This is a genomic window from Chromatium okenii (genome assembly GCF_016583745.1).
In the GTDB taxonomy this organism is placed as follows: domain Bacteria; phylum Pseudomonadota; class Gammaproteobacteria; order Chromatiales; family Chromatiaceae; genus Chromatium; species Chromatium okenii.
Genome location: NZ_NRRQ01000028.1, coordinates 1 through 20,172, shown reverse-complemented (window position 1 = coordinate 20,172; position 20,172 = coordinate 1). Strand labels below are relative to the sequence as shown.

The 20,172-nt window shown below is 52.5% G+C and carries 12 protein-coding genes; 7 read left to right on the top strand and 5 right to left on the bottom strand.

Annotated features, from left to right (window positions below):
- The first annotated feature begins 2 nt into the window (after positions 1-2).
- On the top strand, positions 3-3,851 hold the full coding sequence (locus CKO12_RS10795) for a helicase-related protein (RefSeq protein ID WP_200154754.1): 3,849 nt from the start codon (positions 3-5) through the stop codon (positions 3,849-3,851).
- Between the two features lie 38 nt (positions 3,852-3,889).
- Entirely contained in the window at positions 3,890-4,786 is an 897-nt protein-coding gene (gene rfbD, locus CKO12_RS10790; RefSeq protein ID WP_200154753.1) for a dTDP-4-dehydrorhamnose reductase, read from the top strand.
- A gap of 103 nt (positions 4,787-4,889) precedes the next feature.
- On the opposite strand, the gene CKO12_RS10785 is transcribed toward rfbD, so the two are convergent.
- Together CKO12_RS10785 and CKO12_RS10775 are read right to left on the bottom strand one after the other, a co-directional pair.
- Positions 4,890-6,191 carry a TapB family protein gene (locus CKO12_RS10785; RefSeq protein ID WP_200154752.1) on the bottom strand — a complete coding sequence of 434 codons (1,302 nt, stop codon included), beginning with the start codon at positions 6,189-6,191 and terminating at the stop codon, positions 4,890-4,892.
- A 297-nt stretch (positions 6,192-6,488) separates the two neighbouring features.
- The gene (locus CKO12_RS10775; RefSeq protein ID WP_200154750.1) at positions 6,489-9,017 is read right to left on the bottom strand and encodes an FG-GAP-like repeat-containing protein; all 2,529 of its coding nucleotides are present in this window, start codon (positions 9,015-9,017) and stop codon (positions 6,489-6,491) included.
- Between the two features lie 269 nt (positions 9,018-9,286).
- On the opposite strand from CKO12_RS10775, the gene rsmH reads away from it, so the two are divergent.
- From rsmH to CKO12_RS10755, 4 genes are read left to right on the top strand one after another with little or no spacing between them, the layout of a single operon-like run.
- Entirely contained in the window at positions 9,287-10,198 is a 912-nt protein-coding gene (gene rsmH, locus CKO12_RS10770) for a 16S rRNA (cytosine(1402)-N(4))-methyltransferase RsmH (protein ID WP_200154749.1), read from the top strand.
- On the top strand, positions 10,195-10,482 hold the full coding sequence (ftsL, locus tag CKO12_RS10765; RefSeq protein WP_200154748.1) for a cell division protein FtsL: 288 nt from the start codon (positions 10,195-10,197) through the stop codon (positions 10,480-10,482). Before rsmH ends, ftsL begins: the two co-directional genes overlap by 4 nt.
- Positions 10,472-12,346, top strand: a complete 1,875-nt coding sequence (locus CKO12_RS10760; RefSeq protein WP_200154747.1) for a peptidoglycan D,D-transpeptidase FtsI family protein — start codon at positions 10,472-10,474, stop codon at positions 12,344-12,346. Before ftsL ends, CKO12_RS10760 begins: the two co-directional genes overlap by 11 nt.
- Positions 12,343-13,068, top strand: a complete 726-nt coding sequence (locus tag CKO12_RS10755) for an OmpA family protein (RefSeq protein WP_200154746.1) — start codon at positions 12,343-12,345, stop codon at positions 13,066-13,068. The genes CKO12_RS10760 and CKO12_RS10755 overlap by 4 nt, the downstream gene beginning before the upstream one ends.
- A gap of 9 nt (positions 13,069-13,077) precedes the next feature.
- Here the strand turns inward: CKO12_RS10755 and CKO12_RS10750 are convergent, their stop codons facing one another.
- Genes CKO12_RS10750 through CKO12_RS10740 form a run of 3 tightly spaced genes read right to left on the bottom strand, consistent with a single transcriptional unit; the run spans position 13,078 to position 19,094 of the window.
- Positions 13,078-15,630 carry a CHAT domain-containing protein gene (locus CKO12_RS10750; RefSeq protein ID WP_200154745.1) on the bottom strand — a complete coding sequence of 851 codons (2,553 nt, stop codon included), beginning with the start codon at positions 15,628-15,630 and terminating at the stop codon, positions 13,078-13,080.
- Positions 15,631-15,643: 13 nt separating this feature from the next.
- A complete protein-coding gene (locus tag CKO12_RS10745; RefSeq protein ID WP_200154744.1) occupies positions 15,644-17,233 on the bottom strand; it encodes a ShlB/FhaC/HecB family hemolysin secretion/activation protein in 1,590 nt (529 codons plus the stop codon).
- 28 nt (positions 17,234-17,261) lie between these two features.
- Complete coding sequence (locus CKO12_RS10740; RefSeq protein ID WP_200154743.1) at positions 17,262-19,094, bottom strand: beta strand repeat-containing protein; 1,833 nt, start codon at positions 19,092-19,094, stop codon at positions 17,262-17,264.
- Between the two features lie 13 nt (positions 19,095-19,107).
- Between CKO12_RS10740 and CKO12_RS10735 the strand changes: the two genes are divergently transcribed.
- Positions 19,108-19,983, top strand: a complete 876-nt coding sequence (locus CKO12_RS10735) for a hypothetical protein (RefSeq protein ID WP_200154742.1) — start codon at positions 19,108-19,110, stop codon at positions 19,981-19,983.
- The last annotated feature ends 189 nt before the right edge of the window (positions 19,984-20,172 follow it).

Below are 20,172 nucleotides of genomic sequence, written 5' to 3'. Positions count from 1 at the left end.
CAATGTTACAACCTTATCAATACTTTTCGTTATGGGGACAGGTTTTTGAAATTGCTGTTAAACGCGGCGTATTAGTGGCATTGTTGAATAGTCGTGTGCAACGCGCAGAAATGCCTGGATTAGAAGTGTGGAAACAGTTTGATACTGGTGATGTTTACACTGCACTGGCGCAAGAATTAAAAGAAGTTGATCCTAATCTCAAATCTTATACTAAAACAACTGTTCGTCATTTATTCCAATTGGGAATGGGATTGGGACAAACCGCATTGCGTGAATATCTACGCAATCTTGAACGCAATCGCCAAGGAATTGAGCTTGCCAATTACCGGATTCAGGCGCTGTGGTGCCCGCTGCAATTACCGCGTGACCAAGGCAATTATGAACGTGAAGCGGCAGAATTAATGACCGAATTCTGGACGACCTTTGGATTAACAGGCAATGCCGATCGTGCGCTAATTAAAAAAGGGCGTCCGGCACGAGCCGATTTTTTACTCTGGTTGATACCAGATGATGACCGTTATGCACATGAATTATTATGTTTAGAATTTTCACTAAACGCCTTTCGTGAGAGCGCCGATTATAGTCAACCGCAGCCGCATCTTGCTGAATTACAACGTTATGCCCGCTTTATTGATTCGCGTAGCGTGTTTTCACAAATCTGCGCGGAAATAGACGGTGACGGGTTTGCTTTTTCACCGCAACTTAAAGATCATCTGCCTGCGTTTACTACTCGTGATAAACCACTGTACAAACTCTGCCAAGCTGCCTCTTATGTGGATAAAACAGTACATTTGTTGCATCACCACAAGTTAATCATGCAACCGTGCAATACCCGCGCTTTAGCAATTACTCAAAACGGATTTGAAAGTGTAGCAGCGCAATTTTTTAGAAATGACACATCCGATCCACGCTGCACGTTAATGACAACGTTGGGCGAAGCGTATCGAAACATGGAAAAAAGTCCTGACAACGATGTTGAAGCCATAAACGACCACATTTATGGCGCATTTACGCATATTCGTAAAGCACTACCCAAAGTCATGCGTGAGCAATTGCGTAATTTAGAAAGTCTGTCTTATTTGAATACATCCATTAATTTTTCAGTCACTGAAACGCTCGAAGATTTTTGTCATCCAATGACTGAATTGAGTTGGGATGATGCGCAAAAGTTAATTGCTGCTAATGATAATCTGACTGCTTTTTTCAAACAGGATGCTAAAGCCGCATTGGCTGCCGCATTCCCCGACTATCTTACAATGACTGATCCTATACCATTGCGCGATTTACATGCTGCCGCCGTGGTTGCTGGTTTACGAGCCGCCGAACTAGGCAAGCTGACGGTATTGGGTTTGGAAGGCAATCCCGGTATTGGTAAAACAACGGCAGTCGTTCGCTATTTACGCAATGTAACAGATGGTTTTTTATTTCTTTATGTCAGTCCCCGTGTCATTATCAATGACGACGTGATTAGTAAGCTGGCGCGAGAAAATAACACGCCGACTGGAATTCTCACTGTCACCACTAATTCCGGTCTTATTAGTGCGGCGCAATCTTGGTACGATGAGAAAGTCAGTACCGAATTTAAGTCACCGCGCAGAATAGAAGGCGCAGTAGTTGCTGATGGCGTCGCAGAGTTACAGCCTCCTCACAATAGCATTCTCATCTTGACACCTGAATTAAAAGAGCACGTTGAACGCACTAAAACTGCTTCGCGTTCTAATAGAAAGCAGGAAACGGAGCGCCAAGATAGAATTAGTGATCGTCAGTTGCCCGGTGTATTAAAAGTGCTGGCCACAGCGAGTCGAGCGTTGCTTGAAAATAATCCGGCAGTGACGCAGATTGTATTGACGGCAGCAAGTCAGGGTTATCGAGAATTAAGCGAAAATAAAAGCACCGTCGATGCGCTAGAAAACTTATTTGCTCACAAAGTGACAACCAAGTTTGGTATACAGGAAAGACGCAATTTTTCAGCACGGATGTCAACTATTATTGTCATGGTTGACGAACTCACTGGCGATTCTGCCGGCGCTCTTTTTGTTGATGCAGTGGCGCGTTGGTTAAATGAACAGTTTATTCGTCAATTCAAAAGTGAGCCGTGTTTTCGCATAATACTCATTGTGTCGGATGCGTCGCTGGGTAATGAAGTTGTTTTAGATCGCTATCTCAGCAGCGGTGCGCGTGCTCCCAGTAAAATTCTAGTGACGCAAAGTGGAAAAAAATATCCATTTCGGCTGGCAGTAACTAAAAAAACCCGTTTTGCGGGTGCAGCGCGTCCCATGTTGCATGTTATGACCAATAGTTATCCAGCAACCCAATTAACGATTGATTATCGGGTGCGGCTTGATGTCATTCCACTTGAAAAACAAAATAAGGGGATTCGTAGCGCCGTTGCGGAACAGCAAAATACAGTATTGATTAAAAATGTACTGCATGAGATTGAAGCAGCATTAACAGCGGGCGCAGCGCAAATCATCTTTTTTGCACAAGATAAGGCTTTCTTGCGCTTGGTTAAAAATCAACTACACGATGCAAAGTTTGGGCTGAACGTTTCACAAATTGCTATTATTGATTCCAGTATTCCAGCCACGGAACGTAAAAATTTAATTGAAAAAAGTCGGCGCGATCAAGTTAAAGTCTTTTTAATGACTTCCAGCGGTGCGCGTGGAATTTCGTTTCCTAAAACTGATTGGATTATTGCATTGATGCCGCGTTTTGGTATTGAAACAGCGTTAATGGAAGTAGCACAGTTAATTTATCGCGGACGGGGTAAAGAATACTTCACTGATGATGAAAAAATGGCAACGGATGGCGATACGAAAAATCGGCATTTAGTCATGCTATTACAAGATTTTTTACCGCAAGAAGAAAAGCCAGAGCCGCGCCAATGGTTACGTCAAATCAGCGATCTATTAACTTTTATCGTGCTGCTGCGGGCGACAATTCACACGCGCATCAGTGGTGATGCGGGATTAGATAAACAACGGTTGGCAATTATGCCGGTGGGTAATATTGGCAGTGAAGATACGTTGACGTTAATGAGTACGCAAGTGCGTACTTTTTTGAATGAAAGCATGGTAATCATCACAGATGAACATGATTATCTGGATCAAAAAGGTTTAGTTAAAAATGCAGTGGAGGCAATTACTGAAATTTTTGCTAATTTTTCTTTAGAAGCAACCAATCGCAAACTCACATTGCGCAGTGTGGTACGTCCTCACGATATGGAAGAATTTTCCACCAATGCCAGCGCCGATAATGCGCCATTATTATTAAATCCTGCTAACGCGCCAGAATGCGTATTGCATGATAATCAGTATTGCGTTGGTCCGTTCTGGCTTGAACATTGGAAAGATGTGAATAAAACAGAACGTTTTAGTTTTGAATGCTGGATGACTACCGTTGCGCATCAGATAAAAAATCTGCTGTCACAATTATGGCGAATTCACAAAGATCAGGATTTACCGCACAAGTTACGCACCGCTGCTGAAGAATTACATCGCATTTTGAATCGTCCGCAAGATGACATATATCGTGAATTTTCAACCGTTAAAGCATTAACATCAGATGCAACTTGGTTAGCAGTTCCGGTGGATTTTCCGCATTTTTGGCAACCAGATTTTAATGGGCATTATCCAGCGTTGGGCGATGGATCATTGTGGCGCGATGCGTTGGGACGGTGTTTATCAGCGCAGCGGGACGTGATGCCGGTGATTCCGCTTTATGATGGCATTCCTTATGCGGCAGTTGCTGGTGTACAAGACCCGGCGCGATTTGAACAGATTTTTGATGATCGTTATATTGCGGCTTCTAATGAATTAAATTTGCTTAACAGCATTTTATTAGAAGAGTAACACTACAACTGTACTAAACTTTATTTGTGAACTTATTTATGGCATATTCACCACGTATTTTACTCATTGGTGCTAGTGGTCAAGTTGGTTGGGAATTACAACGCACGCTTGCCGGATTGGGTACCGTTATTGCTGCTTCGTTAGAAGGTAAATATGGCCCTACCGTTGATTTAATGAATCAAACTGCTTTAGAAAAGCTCGTTTGCGATAGCGCACCAGATGCCGTTGTTAATGCTGCCGCTTATACTGCTGTTGATAAAGCTGAAACGGATCACTTTAGCGCCCAACGGATTAACGCTGATGCGGTTGGCGAATTAGGGTTTTTATTAGCAGCGCGTGGCGTTCCAATCATTCATTATTCAACCGATTTTGTGTTTTCTGGAACATCAAATCGACCGTATATTGAAACTGACACGCCAGCACCGCTGAATGTATATGGTGCAACCAAATTTGCTGGCGAGCAGGCATTACTGACTTCTGGTGCGAATGCTTTAATTCTGCGTACCAGTTGGGTTTATGGTCTACGCGGCGCAAATTTCTTATTAACGATGTTGCGCTTATTTCGTGAGCGCGATGTGTTGCGTGTGGTGGATGACCAGATTGGCGCACCGACTTGGAGCCGCATGTTGGCGGAATTGACTGCATTGGTATTGCAGCGGGTATTGCATAATGAGATAAATTTAGCGCAAGCGGGCAGAATTTATCATTTAACTGGAGGAGGTCAAGTGAGTTGGTGCGGATTTGCACAAACAATTCTTGCTGCCAGTGGTTTCCAATCCACCATCATTCCGATTCCATCCAGTGAATATCCCGCACCAGCCCAGCGACCGCTCTATTCGGTGCTTGATAATACGCACTTTGAAACAACCTTTGGATTAGCGATGCCCGCTTGGCAGTATTCGCTGGCGCAATGTTTGGAGGATTTACCGAAATAAAAAATGCGGGTTGCATCATTTGTTTGACGCATTCAAAACTGCTGTGGAGTGCGGTGCAATCGCACTCCTTATGAACAGTTGCAACGCTAAATCCAAAGCGGTTTTAATCACCGGTTTCGACTGGATGATATTCAAGAAGTTGAATGGTCTGTTTTTCCTGTTGACCATCAGGACTCGTGCTGGTGAGTAAAGATTTAACGGAGCGCCCGACATCGGGAGCATACCAAGAAATATCTTTTCCGACGGTCATTTTCCCGGTTTCAAGATCAATCACTGTCGTCTGCGCAGTAACTTTAATTGCCGTAAATGTTCCAGCGGGCACCGTCACTTCTTCCCAATCACCGACACTTGCTTTGATAGTGTGTTTTCTTTTCTTACCGGTTTTGGTATTCGTTTCAGTGCTATCTTGATTCCATGAATCACCAGTCGTTAGCGGAAACTTAAAGTATTTGAGCGGCGGCTGATATGTTAATCCCGCGCCTTCTTTGTTTTTACTGCTTAAAAAATTCCATTCTGGCGTATATTCCAGTTGGCGAATAGAATCGCTGGTGAGATTTTTTGAATACAGCAGGATTTTTTTGTTGGTGACAGCGGCAACAACTCGTTCGGTTTTATTGTTGCTTTTAGGATTATTCGGGTAAATCGATTCGTAAATATAACGATCCCCCTGTGTAACGCTCGGTGCATTCGCAACGCTTTCATCTGGAGAATCTACTTCTGTTTCAGTCACACCTTCGTATTCTTCTTCTCGATCTGGCGCATGATCGGTCACTGGCGGTTTGACGGTATTTGATACCTGCTGCAATTGCTTGAGGGTAACAATTTTCCATTCTTGGTCGCGCCATTGCAGTGGAATACTGCCAGCATATTCTCGCGCCGCAGTATCTTTTGATTTGCCTTGGAAACGCACATTGACAATTGCCTGATCGTCATCAGCACTCGCCAATGCAATATCGTTCAGGCGAACCCATTCGGTATTTTCCAATACTTTACGGGTTTTATCAGTGGGATTTGCTAAAATGTCGATGACTTTATTGATTTGATGACGGTTCACAGATTCAAAATAAAATTGCACCGTATGTAATGCTTGATTGTTACGCTCCAATACCCGTTGCGCTTCCCGTTCCTGCTGTGCCTGCATTTGCAATAGTGCTTGTTGTGCATTCTGTTCATCAATACGTTCCTGCTCAATTTTCGCTTGCTGTTGATTTTGTTCAAACAGCCGCTGCACTTCAAATTGACGCGCTTGTTCCGCACGACGTTGTTCTTCTTGTTGCTGTTCCTGCATTCGCAATACTGCTTGTTGCGTACCCTCTTCAATCAACCGTTGCATTTCAGCTTGGCGTTCCTCTTCAATCAACCGTTGCCTTTCTGCTTGACGTTCTTCTTCACCATACCGCTGCATTTTTTGTGACGGCTGAAATTGAGCAACGTCGTCTTGTTGTTTTAAGTCACTCGCCAAGTAACCTGTAATGTTTAAAGCATTACTCACTAATCCGATGCCGGTGGTTATGACGCTACAAACGCCAAAAACAATAACCCACGTTCTCCTAAAAAAACCCACTTCAGTAGTCATTTTATTTGCCTCGCGGATGCGCTTAAAGCGCGATCGGTATAAAACGAAGGTGTTTGATGAAATCAACAGTTGATTAAAACAGGCTTGCAATTGCTGCAAGCCTGTTGCTACGTTAAAAATAAGTGGTTAAACCACCACGAAATCCGCTGCCGTTAGCGCCACGCCAACGGTGACGATTGCAAATTGCACCGCTGCGCCAGCGCCTGATCCATCCGCATCATAAAACAGCGCCCCGCTGTCGGTATCGTGAATGATGAAATCGTTGGCATCTTTCGCAGCGCCAGCAGTATTTGCGACAAAGCTGGTTGTTTTACTCAGCGCCCCCACCGTCAAGAGTTTTTTGAAAATGGCATTTTCCAATTGGATGGTGTCATCTTTGATATTGAAATCAGTAATGGTATCGACGTTGCTGGCTTTAAGCGCACTATCAAAACGGAAGGTGTCTATTCCCGCGCCACCGGTCAGCTTGTCATTGCCACCGCCGCCTGCCAGCACATTCGCGCCGCTATTGCCGCTCAACGTGTCTGCGTTATTTGAGCCGGTGAGGTTTTCAATTGCAGTCAAGCGATCACTGCCGGAGCCGCCGGTTTTCTGCGCAGCGCTGGTGGTGAGATTCACGGTGACGGCTTTGGTGGCGTTGGCATACGACACGGTATCAATGCCAGCGCCGCCGTCGATGACGTTATCGCCGTTGCCCGCTGTCAGCAGGTTGTTCAGCGCGTTGCCGGTGAGATCAGAAGCGCCCGTGCTCACAATGCGTCCGTTTTCAACATTGGCTGCCAAGGTGTAGCTGGCGAGAGTGCTGGCAACCGTATCGGTGCCGCCGGTGCTGGTTTCGACCACCACATCACCAACGTTATCAACGGCATAGCTGTCGTTGCCTGCTCCGCCAATCATGCTGTCGGCACCCGCGCCGCCATCGAGAATGTCATTGCCAGCTCCGCCGTCAAGCGTGTCGTTGCCGTCAAAACTGGATAATTTATCGTTGCCAGCCAAGCCGCTTAATTGATCGTTGCCGGCGACGTTGGCATTGCTTACGAGCTGGTCACTGCCTGCCGTGCCGGTGATGACCAGATCATCAAGCGCCGCTTCAATGTTGAAGGTGAGCGTGGCGGCTGAAGTAGACAGCGCGACGCCGTCACTGACTTTGAAACTGAAATTCACCTTGCCGCTGGGCGGAGCGGTGAACACCAAACCATCGGCAGCAATATCGGTGGCGGTGATTTCTTGATTGCGGGTGACGGCGTCGCTAAACAGCGTGAGGCTGCCGGTCGCTGGCAAGCTGGTGATGGTGACGGATTGCAGGGTGTCGCGGGGATCGGCGTCGCTAAATCCAAAGTCGGCAAGCGTCAGGATCGTGGCGACATTGGCGCTGGCGGTGAGCGTTTGGCTGCTACCGGTGGGGATGTGATTCGCCTCGCCGACGCCCGTGTTAAGCAGCACGGAAACGGTGTCACCGTAGGTATTAGCAACGAGCAAATCGAGTTTGCCGTCGTCGTTGACATCAGCGCTGGTGACGCCAAGCGGCTGATCGCCGGTCTTAAAATCAATCTTGTCTGCAAAAAATTGAGTTGAGCCAACAGCAGAAATGTTTTTCAACACTGAAACCGTGTCGCTGCCTGAGTTGGTGACGATGATGTCAGCACGACCACTGCCATCAACATCGGCGGTGGTGACACGCGCTGGGATATCGCCAACGACGTAATCCTTTTTTGCAAAACTCACTCTTTCAGCAGTGGAGGTATTGAAAAGCACCGACACGGTGTCGCTGCCTTCGTTAGCGGTGATGAGATCGGTCTTGCCGTCACCATTAACGTCGGCGCTGATCACTGAAATTGGATTAGTACCCACAGTGATATCAACTTTGTCGGCAAAACTAACCTTCCCGCTGGTGCTAGTGTTAAGCAGCACCGAAACGTTGTTGCTGGAGTAGTTAGCGGTGATTAAATCGAGCTTACCGTCGCCATTAACGTCGGCGCTGGTCACTGAAGCTGGATTAGTACCCACAATGACATCAATCTTGGCGGCAAAGCCGAATTTCCCGCTGGCGCTGGTGTTGCGCAGCACGGAAATGCTGTTGCCGCCAGAGCTGTAGTGATTAGCGGCGATCAAGTCAGCGAAACCGTCACCGTCAATATCGGCGCTAATAGCCGAGGCGGGCAGCGGTCCAGTAGTTAACTGAAACTGGTCAGCAAAACCAATTGCCCCCGGAAAGCTGGTGTTTTCCAGCACGGAAATCGTGCCGGAATAAGCTCCGGAGTCGTAGTTGTAGTCGTGATTAGCGACGATCAAATCGAGTTTGCCATCACCGGTGATGTCGGCAGCAGTCACCGAATGTGGCTGATTGCCGGTGGCAAAAGTACTGCTGGGATCAAAAGAAAGCGTGTCGCCGGTGCTGGTGTTGAACCGCACTGAAACCTTGTCCGCGTTAAAGTTAGTCGTCACTAAATCGAGCTTGCCGTCGCCATCAAAATCAGCGGTGGCGAGCGAATGCGGGAAATCTCCTGCTTCAAAATCAATCTTCTCGGCAAACGACACCGTCTCATCCATCACCGCGTCGGCATAACTGGTTCGCACTGCGCCAGCGGGCGCTGCCGCATCAAGTGGGTTGAGGTCGTCGAGCAGCGTGTCAGTCGTTTGGAAAGCAACGGTCATAATGAAACTCCGATGATGTTGAGGACGTTATGCAGCCAACGACGTTGGCAGGTGGATTTTAGACCATTTGCGGCGAGCGTCTTTGCGAATTGATCGACAAAATTGGAATGCACTCTCAGTCCCGCCCCTTTCTCGCTATTTTTAGCCACCAACTCGCGCAACACAGCCATTAAACGGCAGCATGGAGACGCAATTGATCGCATAGAATTGATTGCGGCATGATTCGCAGCCCGCGAATGAAGCACCGCGCTCAATTTTAGGATATAACGATGCACCTCCCTGTTTTATTAGAAGAAAGCGTCACCGCTTTGGTACACAATCCCGCTGGCTGTTACCTTGACGCCACCTTCGGGCGCGGCGGACACAGTCGCGCTATTCTGGCGCGTCTCAATGCCGCTGGACGCTTGATCGCTTGTGACCGCGATCCCGCCGCCATCGCCGCCGCCCAAACCCTCGCCGCTGCTGATCCGCGCTTTAGCATTATTCACAGTCCATTCAGTGCGTTAGCAACGCATCTCTCGCAACCGGTTGACGGGATTTTGCTTGATCTCGGCGTCTCCTCACCGCAACTGGACACCGCCGAGCGCGGGTTTAGTTTTAGCGCCAACGGCCCGCTGGATATGCGGATGGACCCCAGTTGTGGCGAATCTGCCGCACAGTGGCTGGCACACGCCACGCAAACACAACTCATTGAAGTGCTGCGAGATTTTGGTGAAGAACGCTTTGCAAAACGCATCGCCAATGCCATCATCACGGCGCGTTTAGAACGTCCCTTGCTCACCACAACCCAATTGGCAGAATTGGTCACACGGGCGGTGCCGACCCGCGAACCGGGCAAACATCCCGCTACTCGGACTTTTCAAGCCTTGCGTATTCACATCAATAATGAACTCACTGAATTGCAGCAATGCTTAACGCAAATGCTGCTGCAATTAAATACTAATGGGCGTTTCGTCGTGATTAGTTTTCACTCCTTGGAAGATCGTATTGTGAAACAATTTATTCGCCGTGAAGAACAAGGGCCCATTTTTCCGAAAGGATTGCCTATTCCATACACGGCAATTCAAGGGCGCTTACGCGCTCTTAATAAACCCATTCGCCCCGCGCCAGCCGAAGTCGCCGCCAATCCCCGCGCCCGCAGCGCCATCATGCGCAGCGCCGAACGCTGCGGTGCGGCATGATTCGCCCCGGTTTATGGATGGTTGCCGTGCTGGCGCTGGCAGTCATCGCCTCCGCCGTCGCGGTGGTGCATACCAAATACCGCGCTCGCCTGTATTTTGGGCAGTTGCAAGAACTCCGCGCCCAGCGCGATGCCGTTGATATTGAATGGAATCGCCTGCGGTTGGAGGAAGCTGCGTTGTCTACCCACGTCCGCATCGAACGCAAGGCGCGTTATGAACTCGACATGTTTGCGCCGCGTTTGAGCGACGTTCTGTTCATTGAGGACACCACCCATGACCGTTGAAGACTCCACTCCCGCTGCGCCAGCGGCGAGCGCCAGCGCCCCGCAAGGTGCGAGCAGCTCGCCGCGCCGTTCTCGCACCAATCCGCCGCGCCGTGCTCGCGCCACGCCGCCACCACTGGCAAAACCCAACTTCCAACTGCGGCGTCAGTTACTGGTGGGCGCGTTATCCACCGCGTTTGTGCTGCTGTGCGGCGCGGTGTTTTATCGGCAAGTGATTGAGACCGACTTTCTGCAAACGCAGGGCGAACGGCGTTATCTGCGCGTGGCGGAAATCGCAGCGCGGCGCGGCGTCATCATGGATCGCAACGGCGAACCGCTGGCAGTCAGCACTCCGGTGGAAACGGTGTGGGCTGATCCGCGCAAATTGATCACGCAGCCGACGCTGATCCCGGCATTGGCGCAAGCGTTGGGATTGCAGGCGGATGAGCTGCGGGAAAAAATTGAGATCAATCGCACGCGGGGTTTTTTGTATCTCAAGCGCCGTCTGGGTTTTGATGAGGCGGCTGCCGTCCACGCGCTGATCAAACAGCACAAGCTCGAAGGCGTCGCGTTTGAAACCGAATATCGGCGCTTTTATCCGGGCGCAGAGGTGTTCAGTCACCTGATTGGCTTCACCAACATTGAAGATCGCGGGCAAGAAGGGCTGGAGCTGGCGTATGACCATCATTTGAAAGCAGAACCCGGTTTGCGGCGCGTGCTGCACGACGGACGCCAGCGCATCGTGCAGGAAATTGAGCAAATTCGACCGCCGCGACAGGGCAAGGATTTGGTGCTGAGTTTGGATCGGCGGCTGCAATTTCTCGCTTACCGCGAATTGATGGAGGCGGTGAAAAAGCATCAAGCCAAAAGCGGCACGGTCGTGGTGTTGGATGTCAACACCGGCGAGGTGTTGGCGATGGTCAATCAGCCCGGCTACAACCCGAATGTCGAAACGGAGCGCGGCGGCAGCGGCGAACGCCGGCGCAATCGGGCGCTGACGGACGTGATGGAGCCCGGCTCAACGGCAAAACCATTTGTGGTCGCAGCAGCGTTGGAACGCGGTTTGATCGCGCCGACCACGCGCTTTAGCACCAGCTCCGGCACGCTCAAAATCGGCAGCAATGTCGTCCGCGATGTGCATAACTACGGCAATCTCGATGTCACTGGAATCATTACGAAATCCAGCAATGTCGGCTCGGTGAAGATCGCGCAAAAAATGGATTACGCCACGCTGTGGGGACTGTATGACCAGCTCGGCTTCGGGCATGTCACCGGCGTGGGTTTTCCCGGCGAGAGCACCGGGCGCTTGCGTCACTACTCGCGCTGGCGTCCGTTTGAACATGCCACGATGTCTTTTGGCTACAGCTTTTCGGTGACGGCGCTGCAACTCGCGCAGGCGTATGGCGTGTTGGCAGCCGATGGCATCAAGCATCCGGTGACGTTGGTGAAATATGAGCCGGGCAAAACGGCGCTAAAACGGAAATCGGTGCGGATTCTGAGCGCCGATACCACGCGCAAATTGCGGGCGATGATGGAAACGGTGGTGTCGGAACAGGGCACTGCGATCAAGGCCAAGATCGCTGGCTATCGCGTCGGCGGTAAAACCGGCACGGCGAAAAAGGCGGGGCCAAAAGGATATGGCAGCAAACGCTATCAATCGGTGTTTGCGGGTTTTGTGCCCGCTGGCAAGCCGCGTTTGGTGATGGTGGTGATGATCGACGAGCCGGGCGGCAAGGAATACTACGGCGGTTTGGTAGCGGCACCGGTGTTTCAAAAAGTGATGGAAGGCGCGTTGCGGTTATTTAACGTCCCGCCTGATGATCCGCAGCCGTCGATGTTGCTGGCGCATCAAGGCGAGGAACAACCGGAGGAGGCACGAAGATGAGTAATAAAAACAAGTATTTGATTGAAATCGCGCTGATGCTGGCGCTCAGCAGCGGCAGCGCAGCGGTAGCCGCTGAGGAATACATGAAGCGCGGTGCCAGCGTCGATGATTACGAACAGGCGCTCAATCGCGTGATGGAGCGCAAGCGCGGTTTGGTGACGGGGCGGGAGTTGCAAACTCCGGCTGAAAAACCGGCTGCTGCGCCAGCGCGGAAAACGACTGCTGCGCCCACTCCGCACCACAAAGCAGATGCGCCAGCCCCGGCACCGCGTCCGCGCAAAGTCGTTGATACTGATGAAAACGTGCGACCTGCTGCGCCCAAACCGCGCCGCCAGCCCGTGCCAGATGTTTACGCGCCCCGCGCCAGCGAGCGGGCAGATACTGCCGATGGCGTGTCGATTTATTTCGGCTACAACTCAGCGCGACTGACCAAGGATGCGATGACCGAGCTGGGAAAACTCGGTAAAGCGTTGACTTCACCGCAATTTGAGGGGATTTCGTGGTTGGTTGAAGGGCACAGCGATGATGCCGGTTCTGCCGCCTACAATCAGGAATTGTCAGAACAGCGGGCGCAAGCAGCGCAGCATTATCTCGTTGAATCCACTGGCATTGCGCCGGAGCGGTTGCACGCCGTTGGCAAGGGCGAGAGCGAACCGTTTGATCGTGACAATCCCCGCGCCAGCATCAATCGCCGCGTGCGGCTGCGCCCCAGCGGTGGCTAATGCGCGGCATTACAACCAATTGCCGACCAGAATAAATGCCGCCCAATCATTCGGTTGGCGGTACTGGTCGCTGGCAAGCAACGCCTTTTGCGCCGCTTGCAACGCCCGTCCTTTCGTCATGCCCGGCTGCTTGAGCTGCTTATAAAACTGCTGCATTAACAACTGCGTCGCCGCATCGCCGACCGGCCACAGCGAACCCAGCGCACTCCGCGCTCCCGATTGCAGCGCGACGCCGCTCAACCCCAGCGGCGTGCGATCATCGCCTTCCGCCGTTTGGCAGGCGCTCAACACCAACAATTCAATCGGGCGCTGCGCTAACTCTTTGGGTTTCAAGATCGTTGCCAGCGTTTTCATGTCGAGCTTGCGGTCGTAAGTGACGATGAAATTGTCCTCCGGCGGCCCCTGAAATAGCCCATGCGACGCGATATGCACTACGCGATACGGCTGCCCGCCAACCTCCGCGACAAAACGCTTCAGCAAGAAATCTTGATCGCGCAGCGTGCGCCCCGGCAGTCGCGCCGCTAACTGTTTGATTTCCTCAGCAACGCCGGGCAGCGCCAGCGCCTCAATTTTCTCCGCTTGTGCCGCTCGCAACGGTTCGGCAGTCAACTGCTGCGCGGAGGCTGAAACGCCGCGCCGATCAAATCCCCCCAACCCCCCTTTGCTAAAGGAGGGCTTTTCCTTCTCCCCCCTTTGGAAAAGGGGGGCTGGGGGGGATTGATGTCCGCGATTTTGTTGCACCAGCGCGTTCACCCACCACGCCGGCAATTCATCCACCACCGGGCCCGGTCGGCTCAACCCTGCCAGCAGCGTCGTCAAATCGGCATGAGCGGTGTCGTCTGGCGGCAGCAATTTCAAGCCCGGCACAGTCGCCACTGCATAACTTTCAACGAGATAGCGCCCATCGCTGGCGCGTAACGCTGCGAGTGGCACCGCCCGCAGCGGGCCATCCGGCACGAATACCAAGGTCTCAACCCGCTGTTCCGTCAGCCACGGCACAATTGGCGCAATCAGCCACTCGTACAGTTGCGCGGATTCCGCCTCCGCCGGTTTGTCGTAACGCAATTTGAGCGCCAAAATCTCGGCAACCATTTGAATTTGCTCACGAGATACCGGCGCAGTCGTGCGATAAAACCGCTCGCCGATGCTCACCAGCAATTCCACCCGCTCCGCAAAGATGACCGGATAAAACACGGCAGAGCGCGATGCCAACGCGCCGATGTCTTCACGCAGCGGCAAGATGCAGGCGTCGCGGAAATAGTCCCGCAATTCATCGAGTTTGACCTGTTCCACCGTGTCGCGGGCTTCGCGCAGCAACGGTTGTGCCGCGTCGTCGCGCTGCGCTGCTTCCTGAAACAGCAAATCGGCGAGACCGAGATAGAGCGGCGCGAGCGTCTCGCGGAATGATGAGCGCCCTTCGGCGTATTCGACCGGAATATCCAAACGGATGTGCTGCAAATGCGCGACGGCGCGGCGATATGCCGCAATCGCTCGCGGTCGCTCACCGGCATCGCGCAGCCATTGCCCCAATTGCCATTCCCATTGATAGCGCAAGTCATACGCCTCCAGCGGCGCAAACCGCAGCGCCTGCGCGATTAAATCCTGCGCTTCATCAGATTGACCCGACGCGGCAGCCAAGCTGCTCAACTGCGCGAGTGCCTGCGCGTGAAGTCGCGCCAAACCAGCGCCAGCCGCGATCTGTTCTGCCTCCAGCAAGCTCTCACGCGCCAAGCTGCTGCCGGATTCTCGCGCCCGCGCTGCCAGCGCCAGCAACAATTCCGCCCGTTCTGCCGCAACGGTGATTTGCTGCGTCGCAGCGTGAGCGGTCTGCAATTCACGCTGCGCCTGCGCGGAATTCCCCGCCACTCGTGCCAGATTGAGGGAGATGCTCGCTATTAATCCGGGATCGTTGGCGGCGCGAGCTTGGGCGAGCGCCTCCCGATACACGGCGCTGGCTGCGGGTTGATGTTGTTGTTCCAACAAGACATTGCCCAAGCTGTTGGCGGCAGTGGCAATCAACGTCGGATCAGCGAGTTCGCGGGCTTGATTCAGCGCGTCGCGCAATTGCGTTTCAGCGCGAGCGAATTGGCGTTGCTGGGCATAAAGCAAACCGAGTGCGGTCGTGGCGGTAGCGTGTAACGTTGAAAATCCTAACTGCCCGATCTCAAATCCCCCCAACCCCCCTTTTTCAAAGGGGGGCTTTTCCTCCCCCTTTAGCAAAGGGGGCTGGGGGGATTTATCAACGGGTGGCTTTTCTTCTTCCTCCCCCCTTTGAAAAAGGGGGGCTGGGGGGGATTTAAGCACCGTCATCAAATCTGCTTCCGCGTCGGCATAACGCCCCAGCATTCGATAGGTTTCAGCGCGACGAATCCGCGCCTCAATGATGGCAGCGGCTGGCGCGGAATGCTGCGCGATGGTGGCGCTCCACGCGGCAAGCGCAGTCGCCTGTTCACGGCTGGCTGGCGCAGCGGCTGGGCGTTGACAGGTGGTTGCTGCTGGCGCGAGTGGCGCAGTCAGCAACGCGGCGGTCAAGGTGAGTGTGTGCAGGATTCGGATGTGCATCTTGTCGCCTCGCTTAAAAATCGACCTGAACCATGAAATGAACGCCTTCATCCTGCCAGTCGTGCTCTTTCTCCGGCGGCGGATCATTGAGCGCGTGACCAAAATACAGCTCCGCTTGTAGCCGTTTCTCAATCGTCCACACCGCGCCCACGCCGATTGACCACAGATCGCCGTCGCGTTCTGAGTAATGACCGTGATCCCACGCATTGCCGACATCGGTAAAGACTGCGAGTTGCAGCAGTTGTTTGGCAGCAAAAAACTTCACGCCTTCCCAAACGGGATAACGCACTTCTGCTGACGCGGTGTAGCCGTTATCGCCAACCAGTTGATTTTCCCGATAACCGCGCACCGAGCCGGCACCGCCAAGCGAAAACTGTTCCAGCGCCAGCAGCCGTTCACCCGCCAATTGCAGACTGCCGCGCACGATCATTTGTGTCCCGTGCTGGCTCAATTGCCGGACGTATTGCCCTTGACCAAGCCAAGCGACGAAACGGCTGTCGGGCGTGTTGCCAGCTTGAATCGTGGCATCCAGCGCGTCCATCCCGTAACTGAACACCGAGCGCAGCGCAAATGCCTGCTGCGTCAAACGCCGCGAATACTCCTGAGACAGCCGCAGCGCGGTGACTTGGCTGGCGCCGTTGACCACGCCTTCCGAAAACGAAAAAGGTTCACCGAGCAGATGCGTGGTGTTCTCGGCATGACTGAGCTGCGCCCCGAGCCGCAAAGTGCTTTGCAACGTGTGCCAGACTGGATGTGACACCTCCACCATCAGCCGTTCGGTGGCGCTGTCAATCGCTAAATCCGCCAGCGGTTCCTCAATCAACGACGCATCGTTGCGTTCATAACGCAGCGCCAGCCGCGTGTCTTGCGCCGTCAGCGGCAGCGACCAACTGATGCTGCCCTCGCGCCCGTCGCCTTCGTCACCATGCCCGAAATTGAGATCAAGCGCGTCGCCGAAGCCGGTCAAATTGCGCACCGTGCCGGTGAGATAAGCGCGTTCTGCGCCGGTGCTGGGCGGGCGATGGTTATCGGTGCGCAGCGCCACATCCCACGCTCGGGCGCGAGTGACGGCGAGATCAAGCACGGCACTGGCTGGCGCGGCACCCGGCAGCAGCGTCCCTTTCAATTGGGCAATGAGCGGGTCTTGCAGCAGCAGTTGGAAATGATCTTGTAATTTCAAGCGGTTGAACGGCGCAGTCGGATCGGGCTGGAGGCGTTTGGTGAGATAAGACGGGCGCAAGCGCTCCTGTCCGCTGACGCGAATCTCGGTGAGTTGACCGGGAATGATTTGGAACATCAGCACGCCGTCAGCGAGGGTCTGGTTGGGTTTGATCACGACGCCGCTGTTGATAAAGCCTTGATCGACATAGTGTTTCGTCAAGCGATACCGCAGCTCTTCGACATCCGCCAGCGTCACCCGTTGACCGATGGCTGGCGCGACGATGGCGTTCAGTTCGGTTTGCGGCAGCGACGCGCCGCCCTCGAATTGCACGCGATTGAGGACAAAACCGGCAGCAGTTGCCTCTGGATTTTCCACTGCCCCGCTGGTCGCCATTGGCAACCACAGCAGCGCCAGCCAGATAACGCATAACTGTTTGTTCATTAACGTGATCCTCGCGGCAAAGGGCGGATTATTCGGGCGCGTGATTCAAAATCCGATCCAGTCGGGTTCCGCCCAGCGAGACGGCGACCGGGGCGCTGGGATCGGCAGGAACGCCGCCATTGCCGCGATCAATCAGCGAGCTGGCGAGCGGGCCGTTCACCGTGCGGCAAATATCTGCAAGCAAATCATCAGGATCACCAAACGGCGCAGACGGCGGCACCACGCTCGCGCTGATGTCCAGATTGAGTGCGAGAATGTTGATATTGCCCTGCTCACCGCCGGGCGCGGCAGCTTGAATGATGTTGCGCCCATCGCCTGCGATGAAAGTTTGGCGTTCATTGCCGCCGACGGCGAGCAGCCGCTGGCTGGCAATTAGCGTGTCGGAATTGATGCGAATATCACCGCCGCGAGCGCCGCTGGCAGCAGTGTTAGCTTGAATAAATCCGCTCTGCAAAATGAGATTGCGCGGCGTGAGCACGATGTCGCCGCCGTCGCCGTTTTGACCTTCGGCGGAAGTGGTGATTTGACTATCGCGCAGCCAGAGAATGTCGCCGTCGATGGTAATTGCGCCGGCGTTGGCAGCGAGTGATTCAGTGGTGATGCGGCTGGCGGCATTCAAACGCAGGTCGGCAGCGTTGATTTGAATTGCAGCGGCGGGAACGTTGCCGGTGCTTTGGGCGGTGATGGTGCTGGCGTTGAGTGCGAGCGATGCGGCGTTAATTTGAATGCGCCGATCCAGCGACAACGTTTGATCGGGAATGTTTTGCAGCGCGGCGATACTGATTTGTGCGTTATCGGTGAGAGTGATTGTGGTGGCAGCGATGTTGAGATTGCCGACTCGTCCGGTTGAATCTTCATTTGCTTGGCTGTAAATCCCCGCATCATCAAGACGCAACTCACCGGCTTTTACCGTCACTGCTCCGGCATCGCCTGTGGCGGAAGTGCTGCTAGAAATCTCCGCCCCATTAAACACATCCAGTAAACCGGCAACGGTCAGGTTTACAGCTCCGGCATTACCGGTTGAACTTGCTTCTGCGCTACTCGCAATTCCCGTGAATTGATCTGCAAGTCCGCCACCATCAAGAAGCAACTCACCGGCGTGTACCGTCACTGTTCCCGCATCGCCAGTGGCGAAAGTGTTACTAGAAATCGCCGCCCCATTAAGCACTTCCAGCAATCCATCAACGCTCAGGTTCACAGCTCCGCCATTGCCGGTTGACTCCGTACCACTTGCGATTCCGGTAAGCCAATTCGTGAAACCTTGACTATCAAGATGCAACTCACCGGCTTGCACTGTCACCATGCCAGCATCGCCTATGGCAAAAGTGCTGCTGATAATCTGAGCCCCATTAAGCACTTCCAGCAATCCATCAACGCTCAGGTTCACAGCTCCGCCATTGCCGGTTGACTCCGTACCACTTGCGATTCCGGTAAGCCAATTCGTGAAACCTTGACTATCAAGATGCAACTCACCGGCTTGCACTGTCACCATGCCAGCATCGCCTATAGCAAAAGTGCTGCTGATAATCACAGCTCCGTTGAGCACTTCCAATAATCCGTCAACGGTTAGGGTTACAGTTCCGGCATTGCCGGTTGAACTTGCTTCTGCGCTGCTCGCAATTCCCGTAAGTTGATCGGTAAGTCCAGCACCATTAAGACGCACCTGACCAGCTTGCACCGTCACAGTTCCTGCATCGCCTATGGCAAAAGTGCTGCTAGCAATTTCTGCCCCGTTGAGCACTTCCAGCAATCCGTCAACAGTCAGATTCACGGCTCCAGCATTACCAGTTGAATCTTTGGTTGCTTGGCTGTAAATCCCCGCATCATCAAGACGCAACTCACCAGCTTGCACTCTCACCATTCCCGCATCTCCGGTGGCAAAAGTGCTGCTAGCAATTTCTGCCCCGTTGAGCACTTCCAATAATCCGTCAACAGTTAAGGTTACAGTTCCGGCATTGCCAGTTGAACTTTTTTTTGCTTCACTTGAAATCCCTGTGAACTTATCGGCAATATCGCCATCGATGCTTACTGTTTCTGCTTGTATTGTTACACTTCCAGCATTACCTGTACCACCTTGGGTATTGCTAGAAATTGCCCCTTCATTAACTATTTTTAGTGAATCTGCAACTATTAACGTCACATCGCCTGCGTTACCAGTTCCACTAAAAGCGGTACTCGATATCGAAGCGAAAGCTGCATTGCTAAGATACATGGCATTAGCTCGCACAGTGACATCCCCTGCGTTGCCGGAAGAAAACCATGTATCACTAGAAATTGACGCCGCATCAAACACTTTCAGTAAACCATTAACCATCAGCGATATTGATCCCGCGTCACCGGAAGAAAACCATGTGTCGCTGGAAATTTTGGCTGAATTAGAAACTTCTAGCAGATTGTCAACCGAGATTGACACCATGCCAGCATTACCTGTTCCTAAAGAAGTATTACTAGATATCGATGTGAAAGAACCGTCGAGGCGTAACGTGTCAGCTTGTATAATTATGGTATTAGCATTACCGGATTGCTTTGTATTCGCTCCATTGGGCATCTCTAGTGCGCTAGAGCCCTTTGTTTCAGTAGAAATATTCGCTCCGTTGCGCATATCTAGTAAACCACTGACCTTAACCGTTACTGTTCCCGCATCACCCGTCGCAAAAGTGCTGCTGGAAATCTTCGCCTCGTTGAGCATTTCTAGCAGGTCTTCAACAATCAGTGTCACGGTTCCAGCATTACCGGTTGACTCTTTATAGGAGTTACGCAGTTGACCAAAAATAGCTTTAGAATATAGTCGATCCACCACAAAATGATTGTCAAAATCGGCGCAGCACCTTCAATCCTACTGTTGTGCCGCAATCAATTTATTCTGGCTTGGCTATACAAAGATGAACGCTGCAAAATGTACCGAACAAGATTACATTCAGTTTTTAATCGCTACTCCG

What these genes read in the sequence shown, in the direction of transcription:
- CKO12_RS10755 (WP_200154746.1), top strand. Translation starts at nt 12,343, where the DNA reads ATGAGTAATAAAAACAAGTATTTGATTGAAATCGCGCTGATGCTGGCG.
- rsmH (WP_200154749.1), top strand. Translation starts at nt 9,287, where the DNA reads ATGCACCTCCCTGTTTTATTAGAAGAAAGCGTCACCGCTTTGGTACAC.
- CKO12_RS10745 (WP_200154744.1), bottom strand. Translation starts at nt 17,233, where the DNA reads ATGAACAAACAGTTATGCGTTATCTGGCTGGCGCTGCTGTGGTTGCCA.
- CKO12_RS10775 (WP_200154750.1), bottom strand. Translation starts at nt 9,017, where the DNA reads ATGACCGTTGCTTTCCAAACGACTGACACGCTGCTCGACGACCTCAAC.
- CKO12_RS10740 (WP_200154743.1), bottom strand. Translation starts at nt 19,094, where the DNA reads ATGGTGAGAGTGCAAGCTGGTGAGTTGCGTCTTGATGATGCGGGGATT.
- rfbD (WP_200154753.1), top strand. Translation starts at nt 3,890, where the DNA reads ATGGCATATTCACCACGTATTTTACTCATTGGTGCTAGTGGTCAAGTT.
- CKO12_RS10760 (WP_200154747.1), top strand. Translation starts at nt 10,472, where the DNA reads ATGACCGTTGAAGACTCCACTCCCGCTGCGCCAGCGGCGAGCGCCAGC.
- ftsL (WP_200154748.1), top strand. Translation starts at nt 10,195, where the DNA reads ATGATTCGCCCCGGTTTATGGATGGTTGCCGTGCTGGCGCTGGCAGTC.
- CKO12_RS10750 (WP_200154745.1), bottom strand. Translation starts at nt 15,630, where the DNA reads ATGCACATCCGAATCCTGCACACACTCACCTTGACCGCCGCGTTGCTG.
- CKO12_RS10785 (WP_200154752.1), bottom strand. Translation starts at nt 6,191, where the DNA reads ATGCAGCGGTATGGTGAAGAAGAACGTCAAGCAGAAAGGCAACGGTTG.
- CKO12_RS10795 (WP_200154754.1), top strand. Translation starts at nt 3, where the DNA reads ATGTTACAACCTTATCAATACTTTTCGTTATGGGGACAGGTTTTTGAA.